Source organism: Arthrobacter sp. 01T425 (assembly GCF_056398725.1).
This window is the reverse complement of sequence record NZ_JBFTPY010000001.1, coordinates 697,557-717,857: the sequence shown is the minus strand read 5'-3', so window position 1 is coordinate 717,857 and position 20,301 is coordinate 697,557. Positions and strand designations below refer to the sequence as shown.

Below are 20,301 nucleotides of genomic sequence, written 5' to 3'. Positions count from 1 at the left end.
ATGCTCGAAGGACGGCAGGTTTCGCTCTGGATCGCCACAACCGGTACCACCCGCTATCCCTCCCTGGACACGGATCTTGAGGTCGACGTCGCCGTCGTCGGGGGAGGGATCGCCGGCCTGACGGCGGCGCTGGCCCTCAAACGCGCCGGCAGCACCGTCGCGGTCCTGGAGGCAGCCCGCATTGGCACCGGCGTCACTGGGCACACCACCGGCAAGGTCACCTCCCTGCACCGGCTGGCCTACACCGAACTCGCGGACCGGCACGGACCGGACGTCGCGGGCACGTACGGGCAGGCCAACCAGGCCGCCATCGAGCACATTGCGCGTGTCGTCGCGGAGGAGGGCATCGACTGCGACTTCCGCAGGGTATCCAATTACACCTACGCAGAATCCGACGACGCCCTCGCCCGGGTCCGCGGCGAGGCGGCCCTGGCCGGGCGGCTCGGCCTGCCAGCCGTCTTTACCTCCGAGGTGCCGCTGCCGTTCGGTGCCCGGGGCGCAGTCCGGTTCGACGGCCAGGCGCAACTTCACGCGGTCAAGTACCTCCAAGGCCTCGCCCGCGCCGTGGACGGGAGCGGAAGCCACGTACTGGAGGACTCGCGCGTCACCTCGGTCCAAGACGGGGTGCCCGCCGTCGTCGGGACCGGGAGCGGCACCGTCCGGGCGCGCGAGGTGATCATTGCCGCCAACGTCCCCGTAGGCGACGCCGGCCTGTTTGCCGAGCGCTGCTACCTGCACCGTTCCTACGTCGTTGCCAGCCTGGCACCCGCCGTGCCCCTGGACGGAACCTTCATCAGCGTCGACGAGCCGATGCGCTCCATCCTGGCGATCGACATTGAGGGTTCCCGATTCGTTCTCACCGGCGGCGAGGGGCACCGTGCCGCCGAGGCCAGCGATGCCGCCGAGCGGTACCGCCGCCTCGCGGCTTTCTCCCGGGAACGCCTCGGCACCGGGGAGACCAGCTTCCGCTGGTCCACGCAGGACAACATGCCCGTCGACGGGTTGCCCTACGCCGGGACTTTGACTCCGACGGCGGCGCACCTTCATGTGATCACCGGCCTGCGCAAATGGGGCCTGACCAACGGCACCGCGGCCGCCCTGATCCTGGCCGACACCCTGTCGGGCCGTCACAACCCCTGGGCCGCGGTATTCGATACCAACCGCCCTTCCGCCGGCCAGGCCGGCGGGGTGCGGCAGCAACCGGACCAGCCGCCCCCACACCGGCTGCCGGATCAACCGGCCGTCGCCGGGCTGCGACCCGGCGAAGGCACCGTCGTGGAGATCGATGGCGAAATGACCGCCGTCTACGCTGGCGCTGCCGGGGGCCTCCTCGCCGTCTCGGCCATCTGCACGCATCTGGGTTGCACGGTCGAGTTCAACGCGGACGATTCGACGTGGGACTGCCCCTGCCACGGCTCGCGGTTTTCCGCCGACGGCGCCGTCATCCAGGGCCCGGCGACGATGGACCTGGCGCCGAGACCCGCACCGCGTTAGGTTCCTGCCGGTGTTCCGGCCCGTATGGCGGGGGAGCCGGCGGCCGAAGCGCGGCTTGCCCGGAGCCGTTCCAGCTTGACTACGTCCCGCCCGAATGAAAAGGCCAGCAGCCCAAGCGCCGGCCCGAGCACCATGGCTCCCAGCGGCGGAGGCACCCCCGGCAACAGGGCGAACAGCAGGGCCGCCGGCTGGGTGGCTCCGATGACCCTGCGGACCATGCTGGACGGCAGCGGGTTCTTCAGGGACGGCCGGAACCAGGCCGCTGCGAGGAACGCGTAGTACATCAGGCCGATGCCCAGGGGCCACAGGCCGAACTTTCCCGCCGCCGCGCAGGACAGCACCAGGACCAGCGCGGCGTCCGTATCCGAATCCAGGCGTGAACCCTCGGCTGTGGCACATCCCGTGAACCGGGCCACCCGTCCGTCGACGGCATCGAGCAGGAACGCGGCCGTGCCCAGGACCACCACCAGAAGGTCTGGTCCGGTTCCGGCTCCGGCGATTAACCCCACCACCGTTTCGGCGGCACAGCAGGCCACGATGCCGGCCCTGCCGAGGGTGACGCGGTCCGCGGGGGTGGAAAAAGGGGGTTTCCGCCGCAGAACGGAGCCGGCGGCCCGGGTGATCACCGCGGCCCCCGCCGCCAGGGCCAGGAGCCAGGGAACAGGATCCGTGAGGACCGCCGCGCCGAGCCAGGCCCACACCACGAGATAGGCGCCGACGGCGGTGCCGGCATCCGCCACGGCACGGCGGGCGGCTGCCGATCCCGGCCCGGTCTGCCCTGGCGCCGGGGAAGCGGTGCCCCTCGTCGGTTCTGCAGGCCGGATTCCAGGCACGTTTGCTGACCCCGTGCCTGTAGACGCCGTGTCCTCTTGTTTCGTGCCTTCTGCAAACGACTTCAGCCTGAACCACCCCGCCCACATGCTAGCAAGTCCGCGGCCCGGGGTTGGTCAATGCTTGGACTGGGTGCCCTGCCCGTTCGTCCGCCGTCCGGCCCGGACGAAACCGATGGCTGCCAGGACGGCTCCGGCGCCTTCAGCCACGGCGCTGACAGACTTCTCGAAGAACCAGATGGGCTCGTACATGGACGGGAAAGGCCCGAACGCGGGAATATTCACGTAACGGTATGCCACCACGGCCATGAAGGCGCTCAGCGCGACGACGAATGCGACGGCGAAGGCCGCCCTGCTGCCGCGCAGCAGCACGTACAACCCGGCCAGCACAGCGGCAGCTGATTCCAGCAGGAACAGGTTCCCTTGGCCGATTCCCGCGGAGTTCCCCGCCTGGTAGCCCGGGGCCAGGTGGATGTGGACGGCGGCGTCAATGAACAGGGCAACGGCCGTGAGGATTCGCAGTGTCATGCCGGCCGTATGGACCCGCACGGCCCGTCCGGGGCTCTGGGCGCTCATTTGACCACCAGCGTCCCGTGCATGCCCGGATGGTAGGTGCAGTGATACGCGTAGGATCCGGGCTTCGTCGGCGCGGTGAAGGTGGCAGTGCCGCCGCCCTTGACCTGGGCATCGAACGCTGAGCCTTCGTCAGCCGTGACCGTGTGCGCCGCGGCATCCATGTTGGTTACGGTGACCGCCGCGCCGGGGGCCACGGTGAGCGGGTCGCCGTAGGCGAAGTCCTTGATGGTGATGGTGGTGGCGGCGGCGGTGCCCGCCGTCGGGCCGGCCCCGTAGGCGGGGCCGGGTGGGGGCGCCGACGTCGACGCCGGCGATCCGCTGCCGCCGGCGCACCCGCCGGCGCCCAGCAAGATCAGGAGCACCCATAGCGATGACAGCTTCCGACGAGCATTCATTGCGCACCACCCCGAGCGGCTTGAGGAAACGAGCGGATGAACGTACTAGCTATATTGTGCGCCTGACCGGCACGAATGGAACCAGTCTGCGTCGAACGCCGGTCCGGGACAGCCCGGGGAGATAGCGTAGTCCCTGGCATGCATCCTGCAGCCGAGGGAGGAAAATGGCGTGAAGCGTAAGAAGTCCTGGTCCGCATCGCTCACGGTGCTGATTGCCTTTGCAGCGAACGTCCTTGTCGCGGCAGCCAAGACAGTGGCCGCACTTATCTCTGGCTCGGCGTCCATGACTGCCGAGGCGGCCCACTCCTGGGCCGATACCGGCAACCAGGTCTTCCTGCTCATCGCCGAACGGAAAGCCGCGCGGAAACGCGACAAAGCCCACCCCATGGGTTACGGGCGCGAGGCCTACGTATGGTCAATGATCGCCGCCTTTGGCTTGTTTACGGCCGGCGCGGTGGTGTCGGTGATGCACGGCATCCAGCAGCTGATCACCCCGGAACCGCCAGGTGACTATGGGATCGCCTACCTGGTGCTGGCCATCGCGTTCGTCCTTGAAGGCGTGTCCTTCATCCAGGCGTTCCGGCAAAACCGGAAGGCGGCGCGAGAGCTGGACCGGAACACCCTGGAGCAGGTGCTCAAGGGCTCCGACCCCACGCTGCGCGCCGTCTTCGCCGAGGATGGGGCAGCGCTTGTTGGCCTGCTCATCGCCTTCGCCGGGATATTCCTGCACCAGGTCACGGGGTCCTCCGTGCCGGACGCCGTGGGGTCCATTCTGGTGGGCATCCTCCTGGCCGTGGTTGCCGTCGTGCTGATCGACCGGAACCGGCGCTTCCTGGTGGGGCAAGCCGTGACCGGCGATATCGAGGGCACCATGGCCCGCCGCCTCCTCGAGCACCCAGCGATCGAACGCATCACGTACCTGCATCTCGAATACGTCGGCCCGCGCAAGCTTTACGTCGTGGCGGCCGTGGACATACAGGGGGACCTCCGGGAACACGACGTCGCCGTGGCCCTACGCCGCGTTGAACGCGAACTTGAGGACCACGAAACGGTGGAAGAGGCCGTCCTGACACTGGCCACCGCGGACGAGCCCTCGTTGGTCTTCCCCGCCGTTTGAGCACAACGCCGACCGCCGGGTCCGGTCCTTCGGCCGGCTCAGGTGCCGGCCGCCGTCGCGTCCATGCCGGCCGGTGGCTGCAGGCGGGCCCCGGAGGCCAGCAGCGCCTCGAGAACGGGGGACGGGCTGGGACTGGCCAGAAAGAAGCCCTGGCCCATGTCGCAGCCGAGCGAGCGCAGGAGATCCAGCTGCCCGGTGTGCTCGATGCCCTCGGCGATGACAGCCAGGTCCAGTTTCCGGGCCACTTCCAGAATGCCCTCGAGCATCGCCGCGGCCGGGGCGTCCCCAGGCAGCCCGGACAGGAAGGCACGGTCGATCTTGAGAATGTCCGCGGGCAGCGCAGCGAGCGTGCTGAGCGAGGAGAAGCCGGTCCCGAAGTCGTCGATTGCGATGCGGACGCCGAAGCTCTTCAGCCGGTTCAGGGCAGCGACCCCGCCGTCGGCGCTCGTGGCCAGGGCCGATTCGGTGACCTCGAGGATCACCTTGTCGGCCTGCGAGGCGGGGTGGGCCAGGATGCGCTCCAGGGCTGCCAGGTTCCGGTCACTCGATAGCTGAAGAGTGGAAAGATTGACCGAGACCCAGAAGTCTTCGGCAGTGCCGGGGGACCGGCGCCAGCCGGCGACGTGACGGCTTGCGGTGTCCAGGACCCAGCAGCCGATGGGCCCTATCTCGCCGGTTTCCTCGGCCAAGGGGATGAAGTCGGCCGGTCCCAGCCGGCCCAGGGTCGGGTGCTCCCAGCGGACCAGGGCCTCCACCCCGGCGATCTCGCCGGTGCCGAGACTCACGACGGGCTGGTAATCGAGGCGCAACTGCCCGGCCTGCACGGCTGTGGCGAGGTCCGCCCGGAGAGCGGCCCGGTAGGTCATTTCGTCATATCCCCGGGCATCGAAGAGCTGGTAGCGGCCTTTGCCGCCGTGCTTGGCCATGTACATGGCGAAGTCCGCCTGCCGCATCAACTCGGCCGGATCTGCAGTGCCGGCGTTGCGCTGGGCGGCGCCCATGCTGACGGTTACCTTCAGCCGGACGTCATCGATGCAGAAAGGGTCCCGCAGCGTGTCCTGGATGCGCCGTGCGACGTCGTCTGTCGCCGTGCCGCCCTCATCCGTCACGACGATCGCGAATTCGTCGCCGCCCAGCCGGGCGACGAGGTCATGTCCGCGCACGCAGCCCCGCAGCCGTTGGGCCAGCTGGATGAGCAACGCGTCGCCGCCCTCATGGCCCAGCGAGTCGTTGACGTCTTTGAAGTCGTCGACGTCGATGACCAGCAGGCCTTCACGCCCGTCGCAGACCTCGGCGCCAGCTGTTTCCGGGTTCTTTGCTCCGGGGTCGAACGCGGCGGTGAGGCGTTCGGTGAGGACTGCCCGGTTGGCCAGTCCCGTGAGCGGGTCGTGGGTGGCGCGGAAGGTCAGTTCCAGGTGGTTGTCGTGCACGGTGGCGGCCATGGAATTGAAGGCCTCGGCCAGCTGGCCAAGTTCGTCATTGCGGACAACGCTGATCCGGTGGCTGTAATCACCGGACTGCAGCTTCACGACCCCGCGGTACAGACCCTCCACAGGGCGCATCAGGTACTTGGTCATGCGCCGGCGGAAAAAGAACACCCCGCCCGCGGCCAGCGCAAAGAGGGCCGTGCGGACGGTCGATACCATCTGCTGAAGCCCGGCCCCACGGGCGACGCCGTCGTCAAGCGCGTCGAGCGAAGCGCGACGGACGTCGGCGAGCAGGGCGCGGGCCTTGGCGCTGGATTCGGCGAACGCCGGCGCCTCCGCCACTCGGTTGCCGTGGAGAGTGGCCACCTGGCTTCCCCAGAGATTGTGCGCGGACAGTCCCTCCTGCCAGGCGGCCCGGGCCCCGCGGACTGTGGCCCGCATGCCGTACGCCTCCGGCAGGATCCGGGCGGTGGCATCGAACTGGGCGGAGAGGTCCTTTTGTTGCAACAAAAAGGCGGACGGATCTGCGGGTCCTGCGGACAGCAGCTGGAGTCCGGCTTGTTCGTGGGTCTCGATGCCGGTCCGGAGCTCGGAGATGGCCTCCGACTCGACGCGGTGCTGTGCGGCGGCGTGCTGGATCTGGTCCGTGACAAAACGGACGCCGACCAGGGTCACCGCGGCCCCGGCGAGCAGGGCAAGGATCACCAGGATGAATGCCCTGGACCATTCGCGCTGCAGGCTCCCTGCGCGGGCGGGTTTGCCGGTGCGGGGGGTACGGGTGCCCGCCGGCCCTTCAAACGGCATGGCCGGCCCGTCGGATCGTTCGGGTCCACTGGCGTCGTTGGCGGCGGCCGACGGCGGCACAGCAGCAGGGTCAGCCAAGCTGCTGGTGGATTTACGCATGGTCAGCCTCCGGCCGTGTGCCGGCAATCGCCGCATCGTCAAACAGGAGCGTAGCCGAACGTGCCCCGGCTGGTCATGTCCTGCCGCCTCCCGACACTATTGTGAAGCATGTGACAGAAGTGTATTCGACGGGTGGCCCGGCGGGTAGCGTCCGGTGCCGGAACCACACCTGCCGCGCTGAACGTCCCCGGACCGGCTGAGCCGGTCCTGCCGGGGGCTCTAGCTGAGGCAGTCTGCGCAGTAGGCGTGGCCGGCCTTCTCCTTGGCCAGCTGGGACCGGTGGCGCACCAGGAAACAGGAATAGCAGGTGAATTCGTCTTCCTTTTGCGGGATGACCGTGACGGTCAGTTCCTCGCCGGACAGGTCTGCCCCCGGCAGTTCCACGCCTTCGGAGGTATCGGCCTCGTCGAGTTCGCGGACAACGCTTCGCGCGTCAGGCGCATTCGCCGAACGGAGCGCCTCCAGGGAAGCGTTGCGGGATTCCGCGACGTCGGAGCGTACTTCGTCATAATCGGTTGCCACCTGGTGATACTCATTTCAGTTGCTGGGCGTGTGATTCGGAGTCTCTCCGGATCTACTTATCTCTGTATCTCCGGATCTCCGGGATTGAACCGTACAGCATGACGCCGTGTAAATGCTGGGGACCGGGGCAGTCGCGGCAGTGACGCTCATGACACCCGGAGGCGGACGCCCCCGACGCCGGCCTTCCTGCTTTGTTCGCCACTGGTCACCGGGGCGTCACGCGCCGTTAATTTGGGTGCCCTAGCCTGATTCTTTAGGCACCATCCACCTTGGGCACCATCCGCACCATCCGTCGGGAGGATTCACCATGGCCGATATTGCTGCAGTGCTGGGACGGCTCACGCAGGACGAACTCAATGAACTGCGGTCCCTGGGCCCCAGCGGGCACCTGACCCGGCGCCTGACCGACGCCATCGACCGCGCAGCCGGCGGCCCCGGAGCCGGGCGCGGCTACTACGTCCCCAACGGGAGCGTCAGTTCCACCGGCGGACCGCACGTGGTCCTGCGCAGCGACGTTTCGGGGTGGCTGTTCGGTCCTCCCCAACAGGCCTGACCGAACAGCGACGGGCATCCCTCCCACTGGACCCGCCAGGTTCCTTCCAGCACGGCCCCGGAAGGGCCATACTGGCCCAAAGAGAGGGGGCTGGATTGCGGATCCTGATGGTGGAGGATGAGCATGCCCTGGCGGAAACAGTCCGCCGCGGGCTGAAGAACGAGGGGTTCGTCGTCGACGTCGCCCACGACGGCGTGCGGGGACTCGCGGCGGCGCTGGAGAACGCGTACGATGCCATCCTGCTGGACCTCATGCTGCCGCGGATGAACGGCTACGACGTCTTGAAGGAATTGCGGCAACGCAAGGTGTGGACTCCGGTGCTGATGCTCACGGCCAAGGACGGCGAATACGACCAGACCGATGCCTTCGACCTGGGCGCTGATGACTACCTCACCAAGCCGTTCAGCTTCCTGGTGCTGGTGGCCCGGATCAGGGCGTTGATCCGGCGCGGAGCGCCCGCCAGGCCTGTCATCATGACACTTGGCACGCTGTCCCTGGACCCCGTCAGCCACAGTGTGCGCCGCGGCGACACCCTCATCAGCCTCACGGCCAGGGAGTACGGGCTCCTGCATTATCTGATGCGCCGGCATGACCAGATCGTTTCAAAGGCGGAAATCCTGCAAAACGTCTGGGATCCGGCTTTCGAGGGCGCGAACAATGTGGTGGAGGTGTACATCGGCTACCTTCGGCGCAAGATTGATGTCCCGTTCGGGATCCACAGCCTGACCACGGTGCGTGGCATGGGCTATCTGCTCAGCGCCGACCCGACCCCTGAACCCCGTGCCGCCGGGAGTTCCGAGGAGTGACGTCGGCCGGCTCCACAGGTTCCGGAAGGGGAAATGTGATCTCAAAGCGGCAGTGACCCGCCGGTCCGTCCGTCGGACGGATGCTCCCATGGTGGGCGGCCACAATTCCAGCCGCGATGGCCAGGCCCAGTCCGCTGCCGCCGCCTTCCCGGGAACGGCTGCCATCGAGCCGGACAAACCGTTCGAAGATCCGTTCCCGGTCCGCCTCCGGGATGGGGTCGCCGTCGTTGTCGACAGTGAGGATGACCCGGTCCGCGGCGGTGTGCAGGTCCACGGCGATCCGGGACAGGGCGTGACGGTCCGCGTTGTCCAGGACGTTCCGCAGGACCTGCGCCAGCCGCCGGGCGTCGCCGCGGATCCGGGTCGGAACGAGCTGCACCGAGATCTGGTTCCGGCTGGTGGACCGCAGCCGGCGGATCTCCTGGTCCAGCACGTCGTCAAGATCGACGTCCTTCTGCTCCACACGCAGGCCGCCGTCGTTGGCCTTGGCCAGTGTCAGCAGGTCCTCCACGAGGAAGCTCATGCGGGCCGTCTCCTCGGAGAGGACATCCTTCATCTGAAGCCACATCGCCCCGGTCGGGTCCGCCGCCGCGATCTCGATCCCGGCCCTCAGCGTGGCCAGCGGGCTGCGCAGCTCGTGGCTGGCGTCCGAGACGAATCTGCGCTGTTCGGTGTCCGAGGCCTGCAGCCGGTCCAGCATGGTGTTCATGGTCAGCGCCAGGGCGTGGATTTCGTCGTTGGTGGGCGGGACGTCGACGCGCCCGTCCAGCCGCTCGGCCTTGATCCGGGCCACCTGGCCACGGATCCGCTCAACCTGGCGGAGGGAACGCCCCACCAGGAGCCATACGGCCACGGCCACGGTCCCGAGCAGCAGCGGCGTGGCTCCCAGCATGAACCACGCGACGGTGGAAATGGTGTCCGCCTGTATCTGTGAGGCCTGGGCCACCACCACGGTATAGCTCAACGTGCCGGTCCGTGCTCCCACGGTGACGATGTGGTAGTCGTCGGTGTCTCCGATGCTCGGAAGGCTCGAGACGTCCTGGGTCATGGTCTGGCCCGGGCTGGGCCGCTGGGCTGACAGCGGGGCGTTGGCGACCTCGGGGTCCGAGCTGGCCAGGACGTACCCTTCGGCATCCAGCACCTGGACGAACTGGCCCGCATGCGCGGTGTCAATGATGTAGGCGCGGGCATCCTCGATGTCCATGTCCTCCATCTCGGCGACCACGTCCAGGGCCTTCTGCTGGGCTGCGGCGTCGCTCGACCGCGCCAGGGACGCCTGCAGCAGGACCAGAAGGACGACGCCGCCGAGCAGCAGCGCCACGGCTACGACGCCGACGGCGACCGCCGTCGAGCGCTTCCGCACGCCCCATCGAATCTCGCCCGTGCCGGGGCCGGAGGGGGCCCGTTTGCCCAGTGCCATGCTCCAAGAATGCGTCAATGCGCGGTTCGGGACAACCACCGCGGCCGCATTGCCGGCGCCGCCCGCCCGGCCGGCACCCCCGGCGGTGGCCGGAGCGCTCCTGCCTGGGCGCACGTCCCCAGGGAGAGGCTGCTCTCAGTCTCTTCTCAGCGGGATGGGGGAGAGTGGAAATAGGCCGCATAAGACCGGCCGCCGGCCGCCACGGGGCCGTTCGTCCACAGATTCCGGCCGCACGCTCTCCTCAACCAGTGTGCGGCCGGACACGGCACCCGGGCGAAGCGGCGCAGCGGACGCCGACACAGCCGCTACCGATATTCCATGCCGATAAGCCGCGGGCCAGCGCCTCAAGGCCGGGGCGTCACCCGGAGCCAGACGAACTGCCGGGCGTCCAGGACCAGTCCCGCGTCGAGGCACACGTGGGCGCCGGTCAGGACGTCGACGGCGCCGGCCGCGAAGCCGGAGAGCGTCAACGCCGTTACCTCCTCGGGGCCGTCGCTGAAGTTGGCCAGGGCGAGGATCAGCGTTCCATTTCCGGGACGCTGATACCCCAGGACTCCCGGGTTGTTCGTGGCGAACCCGACCAGCCGGGTCCCGGCCAGTTCCGGCGTCGCGGACCGTACGGACACCATCCGGCGCAGCCCGGCAAAGACCGCCCCGGCGGGGGTTTCCGGCTCCGCGCGCCGCGCGTACCCTGCGGCCGGGTAGTGCGGCCGGTGCACCCAGCGGCTGTCCGTTCCGTGGCCTTCCTCGGCGGCGTACCCGTAGTCGTTGAACTGGCCGACCTCGTCACCGAGATACAGCAGCGGGATGCCCCCGGTGCTGAAGGCCACCGAGTGGGCCAGCAGGATCCGGTCCACCGCCGCAGCGGTTCCGCCCTCGAGCCCGCAGAGCGACGCCGTTGTGCCGGAAATCCGGCAGTCGCCGGTGCGGGGGTTGTCCTGAAAAGGCACGCCGCGGGCGAAGCTGCCAGGGAAACGGTTGACGAAGAAGGAATTGAGGAACCGCCGGTGCTCGAAGGCATTGATGCCAAGCTCGGCAGCGTCCTCATCCGCAAACGTCCAGCCGATGTCGTCATGGCTGCGGACATAGTTCACCCACGCCGTGCCGTCCGGAATATTGTGGCGCCGCTCCAGGGCCTGGGTGAGCAGGGACACGTCGCGGGTGGCCAGCGCCTCCCAGGTCAGCGCCATCTGCAGGGGGTTGTAGGAGAGCTGGCACTCGGCGGGGTCAATGTAGCGGGCCACCTCGTCGGGGTGGACGATCGCCTCGGACTTGAACAGCAGCGACGGCGCCGCCAGCCGGCACACGGCGTTGAACGCCTGCAGCAGCGTGTGGGCTTCGGGAAGGTTCTCACAGGGCGTGCCGAGCTGCTTCCAAATGAAGGCGACGGCGTCCATCCGGAGAATGTCCACGCCCTGGTTGGCCAGGAACAGCATCTCGCCCGCCATGGCCCGGAACACGTCCGGGTTGGAGTAGTTCAGGTCCCACTGGAAGGTGTGGAACGTGGTCCAGACCCACCGTCCGTCCGGCAAATCCACAAATGAGCCGGGATGGTCGTCCGGGAAGATTTCGCGCACGGTTTGCTCGAACGCGTCCGGCATGGACCTGTCCGGGAAGATCCAGTAGTAGTCGCTGTAGGCCGGTTCGCCCGCGGCCGCCTTCCGGGCCCATTCGTGCTCGTCGGAGGTGTGGTTGAAGATGAAGTCGACCACGAGGCTGATGCTGTTCGCCCGCAGCTCGGCGGCGAGGTCGCGCAGCTGCTCCATGGTGCCCAGCCCGGGATTGACGTCCCGGTAACTGGAAACGGCGTAGCCGCCGTCGGAGTGCGGTTCGGGGGCCAGGAACAGCGGCATCAGGTGCAGGTAGGTCAGGCCCAGTTCCTTGAAATAGGGGATCCGGGCGCGGACGCCTTCGAGGTCCCTGGCGTATCTGTCGACGTAGCAAACGCCGCCGAGCATGGTGTTGGACTGGAACCAGCCGCTGTTGTGTTCCCGTTCGGCGTCGAGGCCCTTGAGCGCGGCAGGCCTCTCGGCCCACGAGCGGGCAGACTGCATCACAAGGTCGGTGAGCTGCTCCAGCCAATCCGGCCGTGCGCCGTAGAGATCGTGGAACAGCCGGAACAAGGCCGGGAAATGACGGTCGAAGCGCTCTTCGAAGACGGCCCGGTCCGCGCCGTCCCACCCGACGCCCGTGCCCGCCGCTAAGGCCCGGAGCACATGCCGGCGGGCCTCGCTGTCTACGCCGTCGGCTAAGAGGGCGGGTTCAACCATGGAGCATCTCCTTTGACCAGTTTCAGTCCCCGACGGCGCGACGACCGTTCACATCCTTGCAGACGGACGCGCGGGTGCCCAGCACGGCAGCCGTGTCCGGCGAGGGAAGGCAGCCGACAGCCGATGCCGCCCATGGTGCTGCCGGGAAGGTCTATAGGCTGGCGTGATGACCGCCCTGACTGATCTCCTGCCCACGCTGCTGGGCGTCGGGCTCCTGATGCTGGTCACCGTGGGGTTGCTTGCGGTTTTCCGGATCCCGCACCGAACGGCGCCGGCGCTGGCCATCCTGCGCGGGGCTGTGCAACTCGCTGTCATCAGCCTCATACTGGGCACTGTCATCACCAGTCCGGTCTGGGTCGGCGCCGCACTTCTCGTGATGTTTTCGGTGGCCGCAGTGACGGCCGCGCGTCGCCTGGGGTGGAGTTGGGGCCGCCTGGCGGTAGTGGGCGGCTCGATGGCGGCCGGCATCCTGGTGACCCTGGCGATCGTTTTCGGCACGGGCGCGATAGCCCTGACGCCCCGCTACGCGCTGGCAATTGGGGGGATCGTGATCGGCAATGCGATGACCATCGCCACCCTGGCCGGCCGGCACTTTGCCGAGTCGGTTTATGAACGTTGGGATGAGGTTGAAGCGTGGCTGGCTTTGGGGGCGACGCGGCGTCAGTCGACGTTGGAGCTGGCCCGGCGCGCCGTCTATTCAGCCCTCATCCCTTCGACCGACCAGACTAAGACGACGGGACTCGTCACCCTGCCCGGGGCGTTTGTGGGTGCGATCTTCGGCGGCCTTTCACCCTTGGAAGCGGGCCGCTTCCAGATCGTCGTCCTCGCCTCGATCATGGCGGCAGGTTCCATGACCGCCGTGGCCCTGATCGGGATCATCGCGCCGGTGAGGGTGCGTCCGGTGCGTCCACGCTAGCGTCCGCGCCGTGGCCCGTCCTGGCTACGCCGGCACCCGGATGACGAGGGGGTCCATCGCCTGGCCGTCGGCGTACTGGCCGTCGAACAGTTCCGAACCGGCCTGGGAGATGGCGACCTCGACGCGCTCCCAGACGAGAAACCCTTCCATGTTGCGGGGCGCGGCAGTGCGCAGGGTGCCGACATCCGAGCGGTCGGTCCCGCCGCCGTCGCCCGTGCTGATGGACAGGACCCCGTGCCCGGCCGCGAACTCGACCCATGGGTCCAGCAGCCGGACGAACATCATTCCGTGGTGCCCGGCGACGCGGACATCGCCGCGGAACCGCAGCACCCCGGTGCCACTGGCGGGATCGTACTCGGAACCGGCGGGAGCGAAACAGAACTCTCCGGACGCAGTGACCGTGGCGCCGTCGGCCGCGGAAACAGCACCGTCCGGGAGTCCCGAAATGTAATCCATAAAGCTGCGCTTGATGCCCCAGGTCAGACCCGGCAGGGGCAGCGGGGCGGGGGAGGCGGACGTTGGTGTCACGTAGGTTCTCCTGGGCTGTCGGGCGGATCTACGTCCGAGCCTAGCCGCGGATCCGCGCCGGGCTGAACTGTTGCACCGCCGCCGCTTCATCCTGCGTATTTCTCTGACGGCGTATGCCCGCCAGGACTACTCCCGGGACGGCGGTGGTTGACTTGGATGAGTACCGTTTAGCAGGAGGTGCACCGTGGCCGCGTCAATCAGCAGGGTATCCGGATCCGATGTGTCCGAAGACCCGCTGGATTCCTATTCCGCAACGGTCATCCGCGTGGCCGAGGCTGTCACCCAGCACGTCGCCGCGCTCGAGATGACCGGCAACGGGCGCAACGGCAGGTTGAGGGTCGGTGCGGGGTCGGCCGTGCTGTTCACCACGGACGGATATCTGCTGACGAACGCCCACGTAGTGGGAGGCGCCCAGTCCGGCCACGCAGTCTTCGCCGACGGCACCAGCACGGCTGTTGACGTGGTGGGCGCCGACCCGCTCTCCGATCTTGCCGTGGTCCACGGCAGGGCACCCACCGCTGCACCGGCTGAACTCGGCGATGCCGAGTCCCTCCGGGTCGGCCAGCTGGTCATCGCCGTGGGCAATCCGCTCGGGCTCGCCGGCTCCGTCACCGCCGGGGTGGTCAGCGGGCTGGGCCGTTCGATCCCGGTCTGGTCCGGACGGAGCCGGCGCGTGATCGAGGACGTCATCCAGACCGACGCGGCCCTCAACCCCGGCAGCTCCGGCGGGGCGCTGGCAGACGCCCGCGGGCGGATCGTCGGCATCAATACGGCCGTGGCCGGTGTTGGGCTCGGCCTGGCCGTTCCCATCAACGCGACGTCCCGGCGGATCATCGCTTCGCTGCTCAAGGACGGCCGCGTCCGCCGGGCCTACCTGGGCCTGGTCAACACACCCATCCAGTTGCAGCCGAGCGCCGTCGTCCGGACGGGCCGCAGGGAGGGCCTGCTCGTGGTCGAAGTCCTTCCGGATTCCCCCGCCGAGCGGGCCGGGCTACGGGCCGGCGACATCCTCCTGAAGGTTGGACAAATGTATGTGTCCAACGCCGAGAGCCTGCAGAAACTGCTGTTCGCCGAAGCGATCGGGGAGCCGCTGGACCTTGCCGTGCTCCGGGACGGCGCGGACCTGCGACTGGTGGCTGTGCCCGCCGAGATGACCGATAACCAGTAGGGAAACCCGGTCCGGACCCGCGGTTCAACGTGCTGGAATTTGGCCGCCGGGGGCCAATTCCTTGCCCGCCTAAACTACTTGGGTCCGCATGGCGGCGGCCCGCGGAATTACTTGGTTGGCGCCGCAATCACCTGCCCTCCGCTCCGCCCGCTTACTCAGCGGTACTGACCCCTGTACGCGTCTTTCTTTGGGCGAAAGATCGGGTAGCGGCATGCCTTGTTGCGCCCCGCCGGGCGTGTCACGGTGTCATTGGAAAGCCGGAGGGAACAGAGCCTCAGTACGGCCTGGTTTCAATGTTGATCCGGCTCTCCATAGACGATTGAGTTCGTTTTACCTGGGGAAATCGGAGAACATCGTGGATAGCCCAAAGGAAACAGCACCTTCCATTTCGGTCCGCCTCTTCGGATCATTCGAAGTGCGCCGGGACGGCGTGGCGCTCACCGCCGCCGACATGGGCGGATGCAAGCCCCGGCACATACTGGAAATCCTTCTCCTGAACCTTGGCACGCCCGTGTCCAAGACCCGCCTGATCGATCTTCTCTGGGGAGCAGGAGCCAGTGACGGCTCCGTAGCGACCCTCGAGAGCTATATCAGCGGTATCCGCCGTGCCATCCAGCCGGGGCAGACTAAGACCGGCCCGCTCCGTACGGCCAACAGTGGCTACGTGCTGGACCCTACGCTCGTGGACCTCGATCTGTTCCGGTTCCGTGACCTGGTCCGCGACGCGGGTGAGCTGCCTCCGGCAGAGGCCTACCCCCTGATGCTCGAGGCCCTGGAGATTTCCGCCGAGCCGCTGCTCGGGTTCGAACTTGCCTCCGATTGGGCCGAAGAGGCGCGCGCACGTCATACAGCCGAAAAGGTGGCGCTGCAGATCCTCGCGGCAGAAACGGCGGCTCTGCTGGACAAACCAGACGATGCCGTCAACCTGGTCCAGGCTGCCATTCGCGCGGAGCCCCTGAACGAGCGGGCCTGGACGGTGCTGGTGACGGCCTATGAACAGGCAGGCCTGCCGGCGGAGGGCCTCTCGGCCTATGACCGCTGCCGGCGGCTCTTCGACCGCGACCTTGGCTGCAGCCCCGGTCCGGCCCTCCAGGAAGCTCATCTGCGGCTCCTCCGGCAGCGTGCGGAAAGCAACTCCGAACTCTCCGAGGTACTGGCGGCGCTGCTCTATCTGGGCGAGCGGTTGAACGGGCCCAAGAGCCGGCAGCTGCCGGCGGCCGAGTCCCGGCGCATGCATGAGAACGCCGGGCGGGTGCTTGATTCCTTCCTCCAGCGCGTCCGGGCCGCGGTCTGACCCCCGCGGGGCCGCCACCGGTGGACCGGCGGCGCCGAATTGATGACCGGGATGGCCGCCACCGGGACGCGGGCGTTAGCTTCGTCACGTGGCCGGGATTCTCGGGGAATTCCGCCGCGCCGGGCCCCATACTGGGAATATCCCCGGCGGGCAGTCCCACCGCCAGGTGTGAGGAGGGCCCATGGAAACCTTGAAGAAAGTCGTCACGAACGAGTACTTCCCCGCAGCCGCTGTGCTGTCCGGAGTCATCCTGTTCTGGGTCCTGGGCCTCTTCGGCGGACTGTCCCTCCTGAGCACCCGCCAAAGCCCGGTGACCACCCTGACGTGGATGATGTTCGTCTACGCCGCAGCGGTGCTCTCGCCCCTGGCCGGGCTTGTCGCCGCCATCGACCTCGTGCGCCGGTGGCTGCGGAACCGGCAGGCGGCCACGGCGGAATCCGCCTAGTCCGCCCCGCCTGGTCAGCCGGCCGGCGCCATGCCGTTGCCGGCGTCGTCTGTTAACCGAAGCGCGACTGTTACTCGAAGCGCGACGGATCACCCATGCCGCGCCGGACGATTTCCGCGACGCCGCTGGAGTAGTCGATCACCGTGGTTGGCTCGGCACCACAGTCGCCGGAGTCGATCACGGCGTCCACCACGTGGTCCAGGCGTTCCTTGATCTCCCACCCCTGAGTGAGTGGCTCTTCCTCATCGGGAAGCAGCAAAGTGCTCGACAGCAGCGGCTCGCCGAGCTCAGCGAGCAGTGCCTGCACGACGTGGTTGTCCGGGATGCGCACGCCAACAGTCTTTTTCTTCGGGTGCAGCAGCCGTTTCGGGACCTCCCTGGTCGCCGGCAGGATGAAGGTATAGCTGCCCGGCGTGACGGCCTTGATGCTGCGGAACACATCGTTGTCGATCTGGACGAACTGGCCCAACTGGGCGAAGTCCTTGCAGACGAGGGTGAAATGATGTTTGCCATCCAACTGCCGGATGGTCCGGATCCGGTCCAGGGCCTCCCGGTTACCCAGCTGAGCGCCCAGCGCATAGCAGGAATCCGTGGGGTAAGCGATCAGGCCGCCTGAGCGCACGATGTCCACCGCCTGGAGGATCGAACGGTGCTGGGGGTTCTCGGGGTGCACATCGAAGTATCTCGCCATGCCAAGAGCATACGCCCGGCGGCCGCCCGGACGGCCACTGCGGAGCCCATCAGCCGACCCGAACGCCCCGCGGCGGAGCAGGGCCGGCCGCTGCTTGTGCACAGACAGTTCTGTCTGATACCTTCGTTCCCGTTGTAGACAAACCTGTCTACACCCCACTCATGCAGCTTTGCGGCAACGAACACCGAGAGCGAGAACCGAATGCTGTCAATGGCAGGAAAGACAGTTCTGATCACCGGAGGCACCGGCGGGATCGGCAAGGCCACGGCTCTGGGTCTGGCCGCCCTGGGTGCGCGGGTTGCCATCACCGGCCGCAACGCTGACAGGGCATCTCGGGCAGCTGAGGAGATCCGCGCTGTGGCGTCGGCCCCCGTCGAGGTGTTCACCGCCGATCTCTCCTCCCAGCGGGAAGTCCGCAGGCTGGCCGAGGAGGTGCTGAATACCTTGGACCGCCTCGATGTGCTGGTCAACAATGCGGGCGGATTCTGGAACACCCGCCGCGTCACCGTGGATGGACTTGAGTACACCTTCGCCCTTAACCACCTTGCTCCTTTCCTGCTCACCAACCTGCTCCTTGAACGGTTGAAGGAGAGCGGACCGGCGCGGATCGTGACGGTCTCGTCCGGCGCCCAGGCCATGGCCCGGATGGACTTCGCGGACCTGCTGGCCGAACGGTCCTACTCGGGGCAGCGGGCGTACAACCAGTCGAAACTGGCCAACGTCTTGTTCACTTACGGACTCGCCTCACGTCTCTCCGGCACCCACGTCACCGCAAATGTGCTCCACCCCGGAGTCGTGGCGACGGCGTTCGGAGCCGAAGATCCGGGCCGGCTGCAAGAGTTCCTGACACCGCTGGTTCGGCGGTGGATGAAGACCCCGGAGCAGGGCGCCCGGACCTCCATATACCTTGCCTCGGCGCCGGAGCTCGAAAACGTCACCGGCCAGTACTTTGCCAACAGCACTCCGAAGAAATCATCAAAACGCAGCTACAGCCAGTCCGATATCGACCGCCTCTGGCAGGTCAGCTCGGCCCTGGTCGGCCTTGAATCCGACTCTGAAAGAAACACGAACCTCCCATGACCCCACAGCGCACGCTCGTCCTTGTTGCCCACCCCGACCTGGAAAGCTCGCGGATCACCGCGCACCTCACCTCAGCCATCATGGACTTGGAGCACGTGACGGTGCATGACCTCTCCGCCGCCCACCCGGACCGGCGGTTCGACACCGCCCGGGAACAGGAGTTGCTGCGCGGGCACGACACCATCGTCTGGCAGTTCCCGTGGCACTGGTACTCCGTCCCGGGGGTCCTGAAGGAGTGGATGGACCAGGTGCTTACGTACGGCTTCGCGTACGGCGCCGGAGGCGACGCCCTCCACGGAAAGCGGCTCCAGCTGGTGCTGTCAACCGGCGGCCCTGAATCGTCCTACGCGCCGGCAGGACACAACCGCTTCACTATGGAGGAGCTCCTGCGCCCCCTCAACGCGACCGCGCACTTGTGCGGCCTGGAGATGGCCCGGCCACTCATCCTGCATTCGGCACCCCGGGTGGACGCCAACGAACTCGGCCGGCACGCCGCCCGGTACCGCGAACTGCTGGCTCCCGCGTCGGTCGCCGCGCGGTAGCCGGAATCCGGTGCGTCGGATCAGACGCAAAGGGGGAGCGGCGGTCAGGCGGCCTGGGCGGCGAACATGAAAGCAGACCCGCCGGCCCGGCTCCGCGAAAGTTTTGCCCGGCCGAGTAGCCCGTTGCCGCCGGCAGCAGCACCGCCAGCGTCCAACCCAGGGCGTCGTCCGCCGTCACGGCCACACAGTCACAACTGCTCGTCGTGGTGGATCCGTTCGCCGAGTTGCCGCAACGGCTCCCCGCTGCCGCTCCACTGTTGGGCGATGAACTCTGCCGCGATGGACACCGCCGTTTCCTCCGGGGTGCGGGCGCCCAGATCCAGGCCGACAGGACTGTGAAGCCTGGACAACTGGGCCTCAGTCAGTCCCGTCTGCCGAAGCCGTGCCATCCTGTCCTCGTGCGTGCGCCGGGATCCCATGGCGCCGATAAAGGCCACGGGGCTGCCGCGCAGGGCCACCTCAAGGACGGGGATGTCGAACTTCGGGTCGTGGGTCAGGACGCAAAGCACAGCCCTGGAATCCAGCAGCCCTTGGGCAAACTGCGCGCTCAGGTACCGGTGTGGCCACGCGTTGACCACCTCGGCTGCGTCAGGGAATCGCGCCGGCGTCGCGAACACGGACCGCGCATCGCAGACGGTCACCCGGTAGCCCAGGAACGCGCCCAGCCGCGCCAGCGCCGCGGCGAAGTCAATGGCGCCGAAGACGAGCATGCGCGGCGGCGGCGCATAGCTGGCAAAGAAGACGCGCATGCCGGTGTCCAGCCGCTCGCCGTCCACGCCGTAGTTCAGGATGCCCGTCCGGCCGGCGGCGAGAAGACCCTGGGTGTCGTCGCCGACGGCGCGGTTGGTCCGGTCCGAACCCAGGTCACCCTCGCAACCGTCCGGCCTGACAACCAGGTGCCGCCCCACACGGCCGGCATCAGGGTGTTCAATGACCGTGGCGACCCCCACACGGCGCCCGTCGGCGATGTCCTGGGCGACGGCGTCGAGTTCAGCAAAGTGTTGCCGGGAGACAGGTTCGACGAAGATATCGATGATTCCACCGCAGGTCAGGCCCACAGCATAGGCGTCGTCGTCGCTGATCCCGTAGCGCACCAGGGCCGGCTCGCCGTCGTCCTTGACCTGGGTGGCGAGCTCGTAGACGGCGCCCTCGACGCAGCCGCCGGAGACGGAGCCCACGGCCTCGCCGCCGGCCGTCACCAGCATGGCGGCCCCGGGGAGCCGGGGCGCAGATCTGAATGTGCTCACGACGGTGGCCAGGCCTGCCGTGGCACCGCTTCGCCAGTCGGGCAACATGGCCGCGAGGACATCACGCATCGGCGCTC

Annotated in this window: 20 protein-coding genes; 10 read left to right on the top strand and 10 right to left on the bottom strand. The window is 67.9% G+C overall.

The annotated features are described in order from the left end of the window. Positions 1 to 1,494 carry an FAD-dependent oxidoreductase gene (locus tag AC1DNG_RS03410; protein WP_476886610.1) on the top strand — a complete coding sequence of 498 codons (1,494 nt, stop codon included), beginning with the start codon at positions 1 to 3 and terminating at the stop codon, positions 1,492 to 1,494. Here AC1DNG_RS03410 and AC1DNG_RS03405 read toward each other — a convergent pair. The 3 genes from AC1DNG_RS03405 to AC1DNG_RS03395 all read right to left on the bottom strand — a co-directional run bounded on the left by AC1DNG_RS03405 (position 1,491) and on the right by AC1DNG_RS03395 (position 3,262). Further along, complete coding sequence (locus AC1DNG_RS03405; protein ID WP_476886609.1) at positions 1,491 to 2,234, bottom strand: CDP-alcohol phosphatidyltransferase family protein; 744 nt, start codon at positions 2,232 to 2,234, stop codon at positions 1,491 to 1,493. The genes AC1DNG_RS03410 and AC1DNG_RS03405 overlap by 4 nt on opposite strands. A gap of 207 nt (positions 2,235 to 2,441) precedes the next feature. Then, positions 2,442 to 2,900 carry a hypothetical protein gene (locus tag AC1DNG_RS03400; RefSeq protein ID WP_476886608.1) on the bottom strand — a complete coding sequence of 153 codons (459 nt, stop codon included), beginning with the start codon at positions 2,898 to 2,900 and terminating at the stop codon, positions 2,442 to 2,444. Continuing rightward, complete coding sequence (locus AC1DNG_RS03395; RefSeq protein ID WP_476849573.1) at positions 2,897 to 3,262, bottom strand: cupredoxin domain-containing protein; 366 nt, start codon at positions 3,260 to 3,262, stop codon at positions 2,897 to 2,899. Before AC1DNG_RS03395 ends, AC1DNG_RS03400 begins: the two co-directional genes overlap by 4 nt. Positions 3,263 to 3,464: 202 nt before the next feature. Here AC1DNG_RS03395 and AC1DNG_RS03390 point away from each other — a divergent pair, with 202 nt between their 5' ends. Next, positions 3,465 to 4,412, top strand: a complete 948-nt coding sequence (locus AC1DNG_RS03390) for a cation diffusion facilitator family transporter (protein WP_476855973.1) — start codon at positions 3,465 to 3,467, stop codon at positions 4,410 to 4,412. A 38-nt stretch (positions 4,413 to 4,450) separates the two neighbouring features. Here the strand turns inward: AC1DNG_RS03390 and AC1DNG_RS03385 are convergent, their stop codons facing one another. Beyond that, the gene (locus AC1DNG_RS03385; protein WP_476855972.1) at positions 4,451 to 6,742 is read right to left on the bottom strand and encodes a putative bifunctional diguanylate cyclase/phosphodiesterase; all 2,292 of its coding nucleotides are present in this window, start codon (positions 6,740 to 6,742) and stop codon (positions 4,451 to 4,453) included. A gap of 219 nt (positions 6,743 to 6,961) precedes the next feature. After that, complete coding sequence (locus AC1DNG_RS03380) at positions 6,962 to 7,264, bottom strand: DUF4193 domain-containing protein (protein WP_028276793.1); 303 nt, start codon at positions 7,262 to 7,264, stop codon at positions 6,962 to 6,964. 307 nt (positions 7,265 to 7,571) lie between these two features. Between AC1DNG_RS03380 and AC1DNG_RS03375 the strand changes: the two genes are divergently transcribed. Beyond that, positions 7,572 to 7,817 (top strand): hypothetical protein, encoded by a 246-nt coding sequence (locus AC1DNG_RS03375; RefSeq protein ID WP_230008878.1) that lies wholly within the window; start codon positions 7,572 to 7,574, stop codon positions 7,815 to 7,817. Between the two features lie 95 nt (positions 7,818 to 7,912). Continuing rightward, positions 7,913 to 8,623, top strand: coding sequence for a response regulator transcription factor (locus AC1DNG_RS03370; RefSeq protein WP_230008877.1), 711 nt, complete (start codon positions 7,913 to 7,915; stop codon positions 8,621 to 8,623). On the opposite strand, the gene AC1DNG_RS03365 is transcribed toward AC1DNG_RS03370, so the two are convergent. Both AC1DNG_RS03365 and AC1DNG_RS03360 read right to left on the bottom strand, forming a co-directional pair. After that, positions 8,571 to 10,043 (bottom strand): sensor histidine kinase, encoded by a 1,473-nt coding sequence (locus AC1DNG_RS03365; protein ID WP_476886607.1) that lies wholly within the window; start codon positions 10,041 to 10,043, stop codon positions 8,571 to 8,573. The two genes, AC1DNG_RS03370 and AC1DNG_RS03365, sit on opposite strands and share 53 nt — an antisense overlap. 344 nt (positions 10,044 to 10,387) lie before the next feature. After that, positions 10,388 to 12,313: an alpha-amylase family protein gene (locus AC1DNG_RS03360; RefSeq protein WP_476886606.1), complete on the bottom strand. Its 1,926-nt coding sequence runs from the start codon at positions 12,311 to 12,313 to the stop codon at positions 10,388 to 10,390. Between the two features lie 166 nt (positions 12,314 to 12,479). On the opposite strand from AC1DNG_RS03360, the gene AC1DNG_RS03355 reads away from it, so the two are divergent. Further along, positions 12,480 to 13,229: an ABC transporter permease gene (locus tag AC1DNG_RS03355; protein WP_476886605.1), complete on the top strand. Its 750-nt coding sequence runs from the start codon at positions 12,480 to 12,482 to the stop codon at positions 13,227 to 13,229. Positions 13,230 to 13,253: 24 nt separating this feature from the next. Here the strand turns inward: AC1DNG_RS03355 and AC1DNG_RS03350 are convergent, their stop codons facing one another. Beyond that, entirely contained in the window at positions 13,254 to 13,757 is a 504-nt protein-coding gene (locus tag AC1DNG_RS03350; RefSeq protein WP_476871518.1) for an HtaA domain-containing protein, read from the bottom strand. A 184-nt stretch (positions 13,758 to 13,941) separates the two neighbouring features. Between AC1DNG_RS03350 and AC1DNG_RS03345 the strand changes: the two genes are divergently transcribed. From AC1DNG_RS03345 to AC1DNG_RS03335, 3 genes are all read left to right on the top strand, one after another. Then, the gene (locus AC1DNG_RS03345; RefSeq protein ID WP_476886604.1) at positions 13,942 to 14,925 is read left to right on the top strand and encodes a S1C family serine protease; all 984 of its coding nucleotides are present in this window, start codon (positions 13,942 to 13,944) and stop codon (positions 14,923 to 14,925) included. 355 nt (positions 14,926 to 15,280) lie between these two features. Beyond that, positions 15,281 to 16,219 (top strand): AfsR/SARP family transcriptional regulator, encoded by a 939-nt coding sequence (locus tag AC1DNG_RS03340; protein ID WP_476849580.1) that lies wholly within the window; start codon positions 15,281 to 15,283, stop codon positions 16,217 to 16,219. Between the two features lie 181 nt (positions 16,220 to 16,400). Continuing rightward, on the top strand, positions 16,401 to 16,664 hold the full coding sequence (locus AC1DNG_RS03335; RefSeq protein WP_476855967.1) for a hypothetical protein: 264 nt from the start codon (positions 16,401 to 16,403) through the stop codon (positions 16,662 to 16,664). Positions 16,665 to 16,734: 70 nt separating this feature from the next. Here AC1DNG_RS03335 and AC1DNG_RS03330 read toward each other — a convergent pair whose 3' ends face one another. After that, the gene (locus AC1DNG_RS03330) at positions 16,735 to 17,355 is read right to left on the bottom strand and encodes an L-threonylcarbamoyladenylate synthase (RefSeq protein ID WP_079549522.1); all 621 of its coding nucleotides are present in this window, start codon (positions 17,353 to 17,355) and stop codon (positions 16,735 to 16,737) included. Positions 17,356 to 17,565: 210 nt separating this feature from the next. Here AC1DNG_RS03330 and AC1DNG_RS03325 point away from each other — a divergent pair, with 210 nt between their 5' ends. Together AC1DNG_RS03325 and AC1DNG_RS03320 are read left to right on the top strand one after the other, a co-directional pair. Further along, complete coding sequence (locus AC1DNG_RS03325) at positions 17,566 to 18,435, top strand: SDR family oxidoreductase (RefSeq protein ID WP_476886603.1); 870 nt, start codon at positions 17,566 to 17,568, stop codon at positions 18,433 to 18,435. After that, positions 18,432 to 18,977 carry an NAD(P)H-dependent oxidoreductase gene (locus AC1DNG_RS03320; RefSeq protein ID WP_476886602.1) on the top strand — a complete coding sequence of 182 codons (546 nt, stop codon included), beginning with the start codon at positions 18,432 to 18,434 and terminating at the stop codon, positions 18,975 to 18,977. Before AC1DNG_RS03325 ends, AC1DNG_RS03320 begins: the two co-directional genes overlap by 4 nt. A gap of 188 nt (positions 18,978 to 19,165) precedes the next feature. On the opposite strand, the gene AC1DNG_RS03315 is transcribed toward AC1DNG_RS03320, so the two are convergent. After that, entirely contained in the window at positions 19,166 to 20,293 is a 1,128-nt protein-coding gene (locus AC1DNG_RS03315; protein ID WP_476886601.1) for an XdhC family protein, read from the bottom strand. Positions 20,294 to 20,301 lie beyond the last annotated feature (8 nt).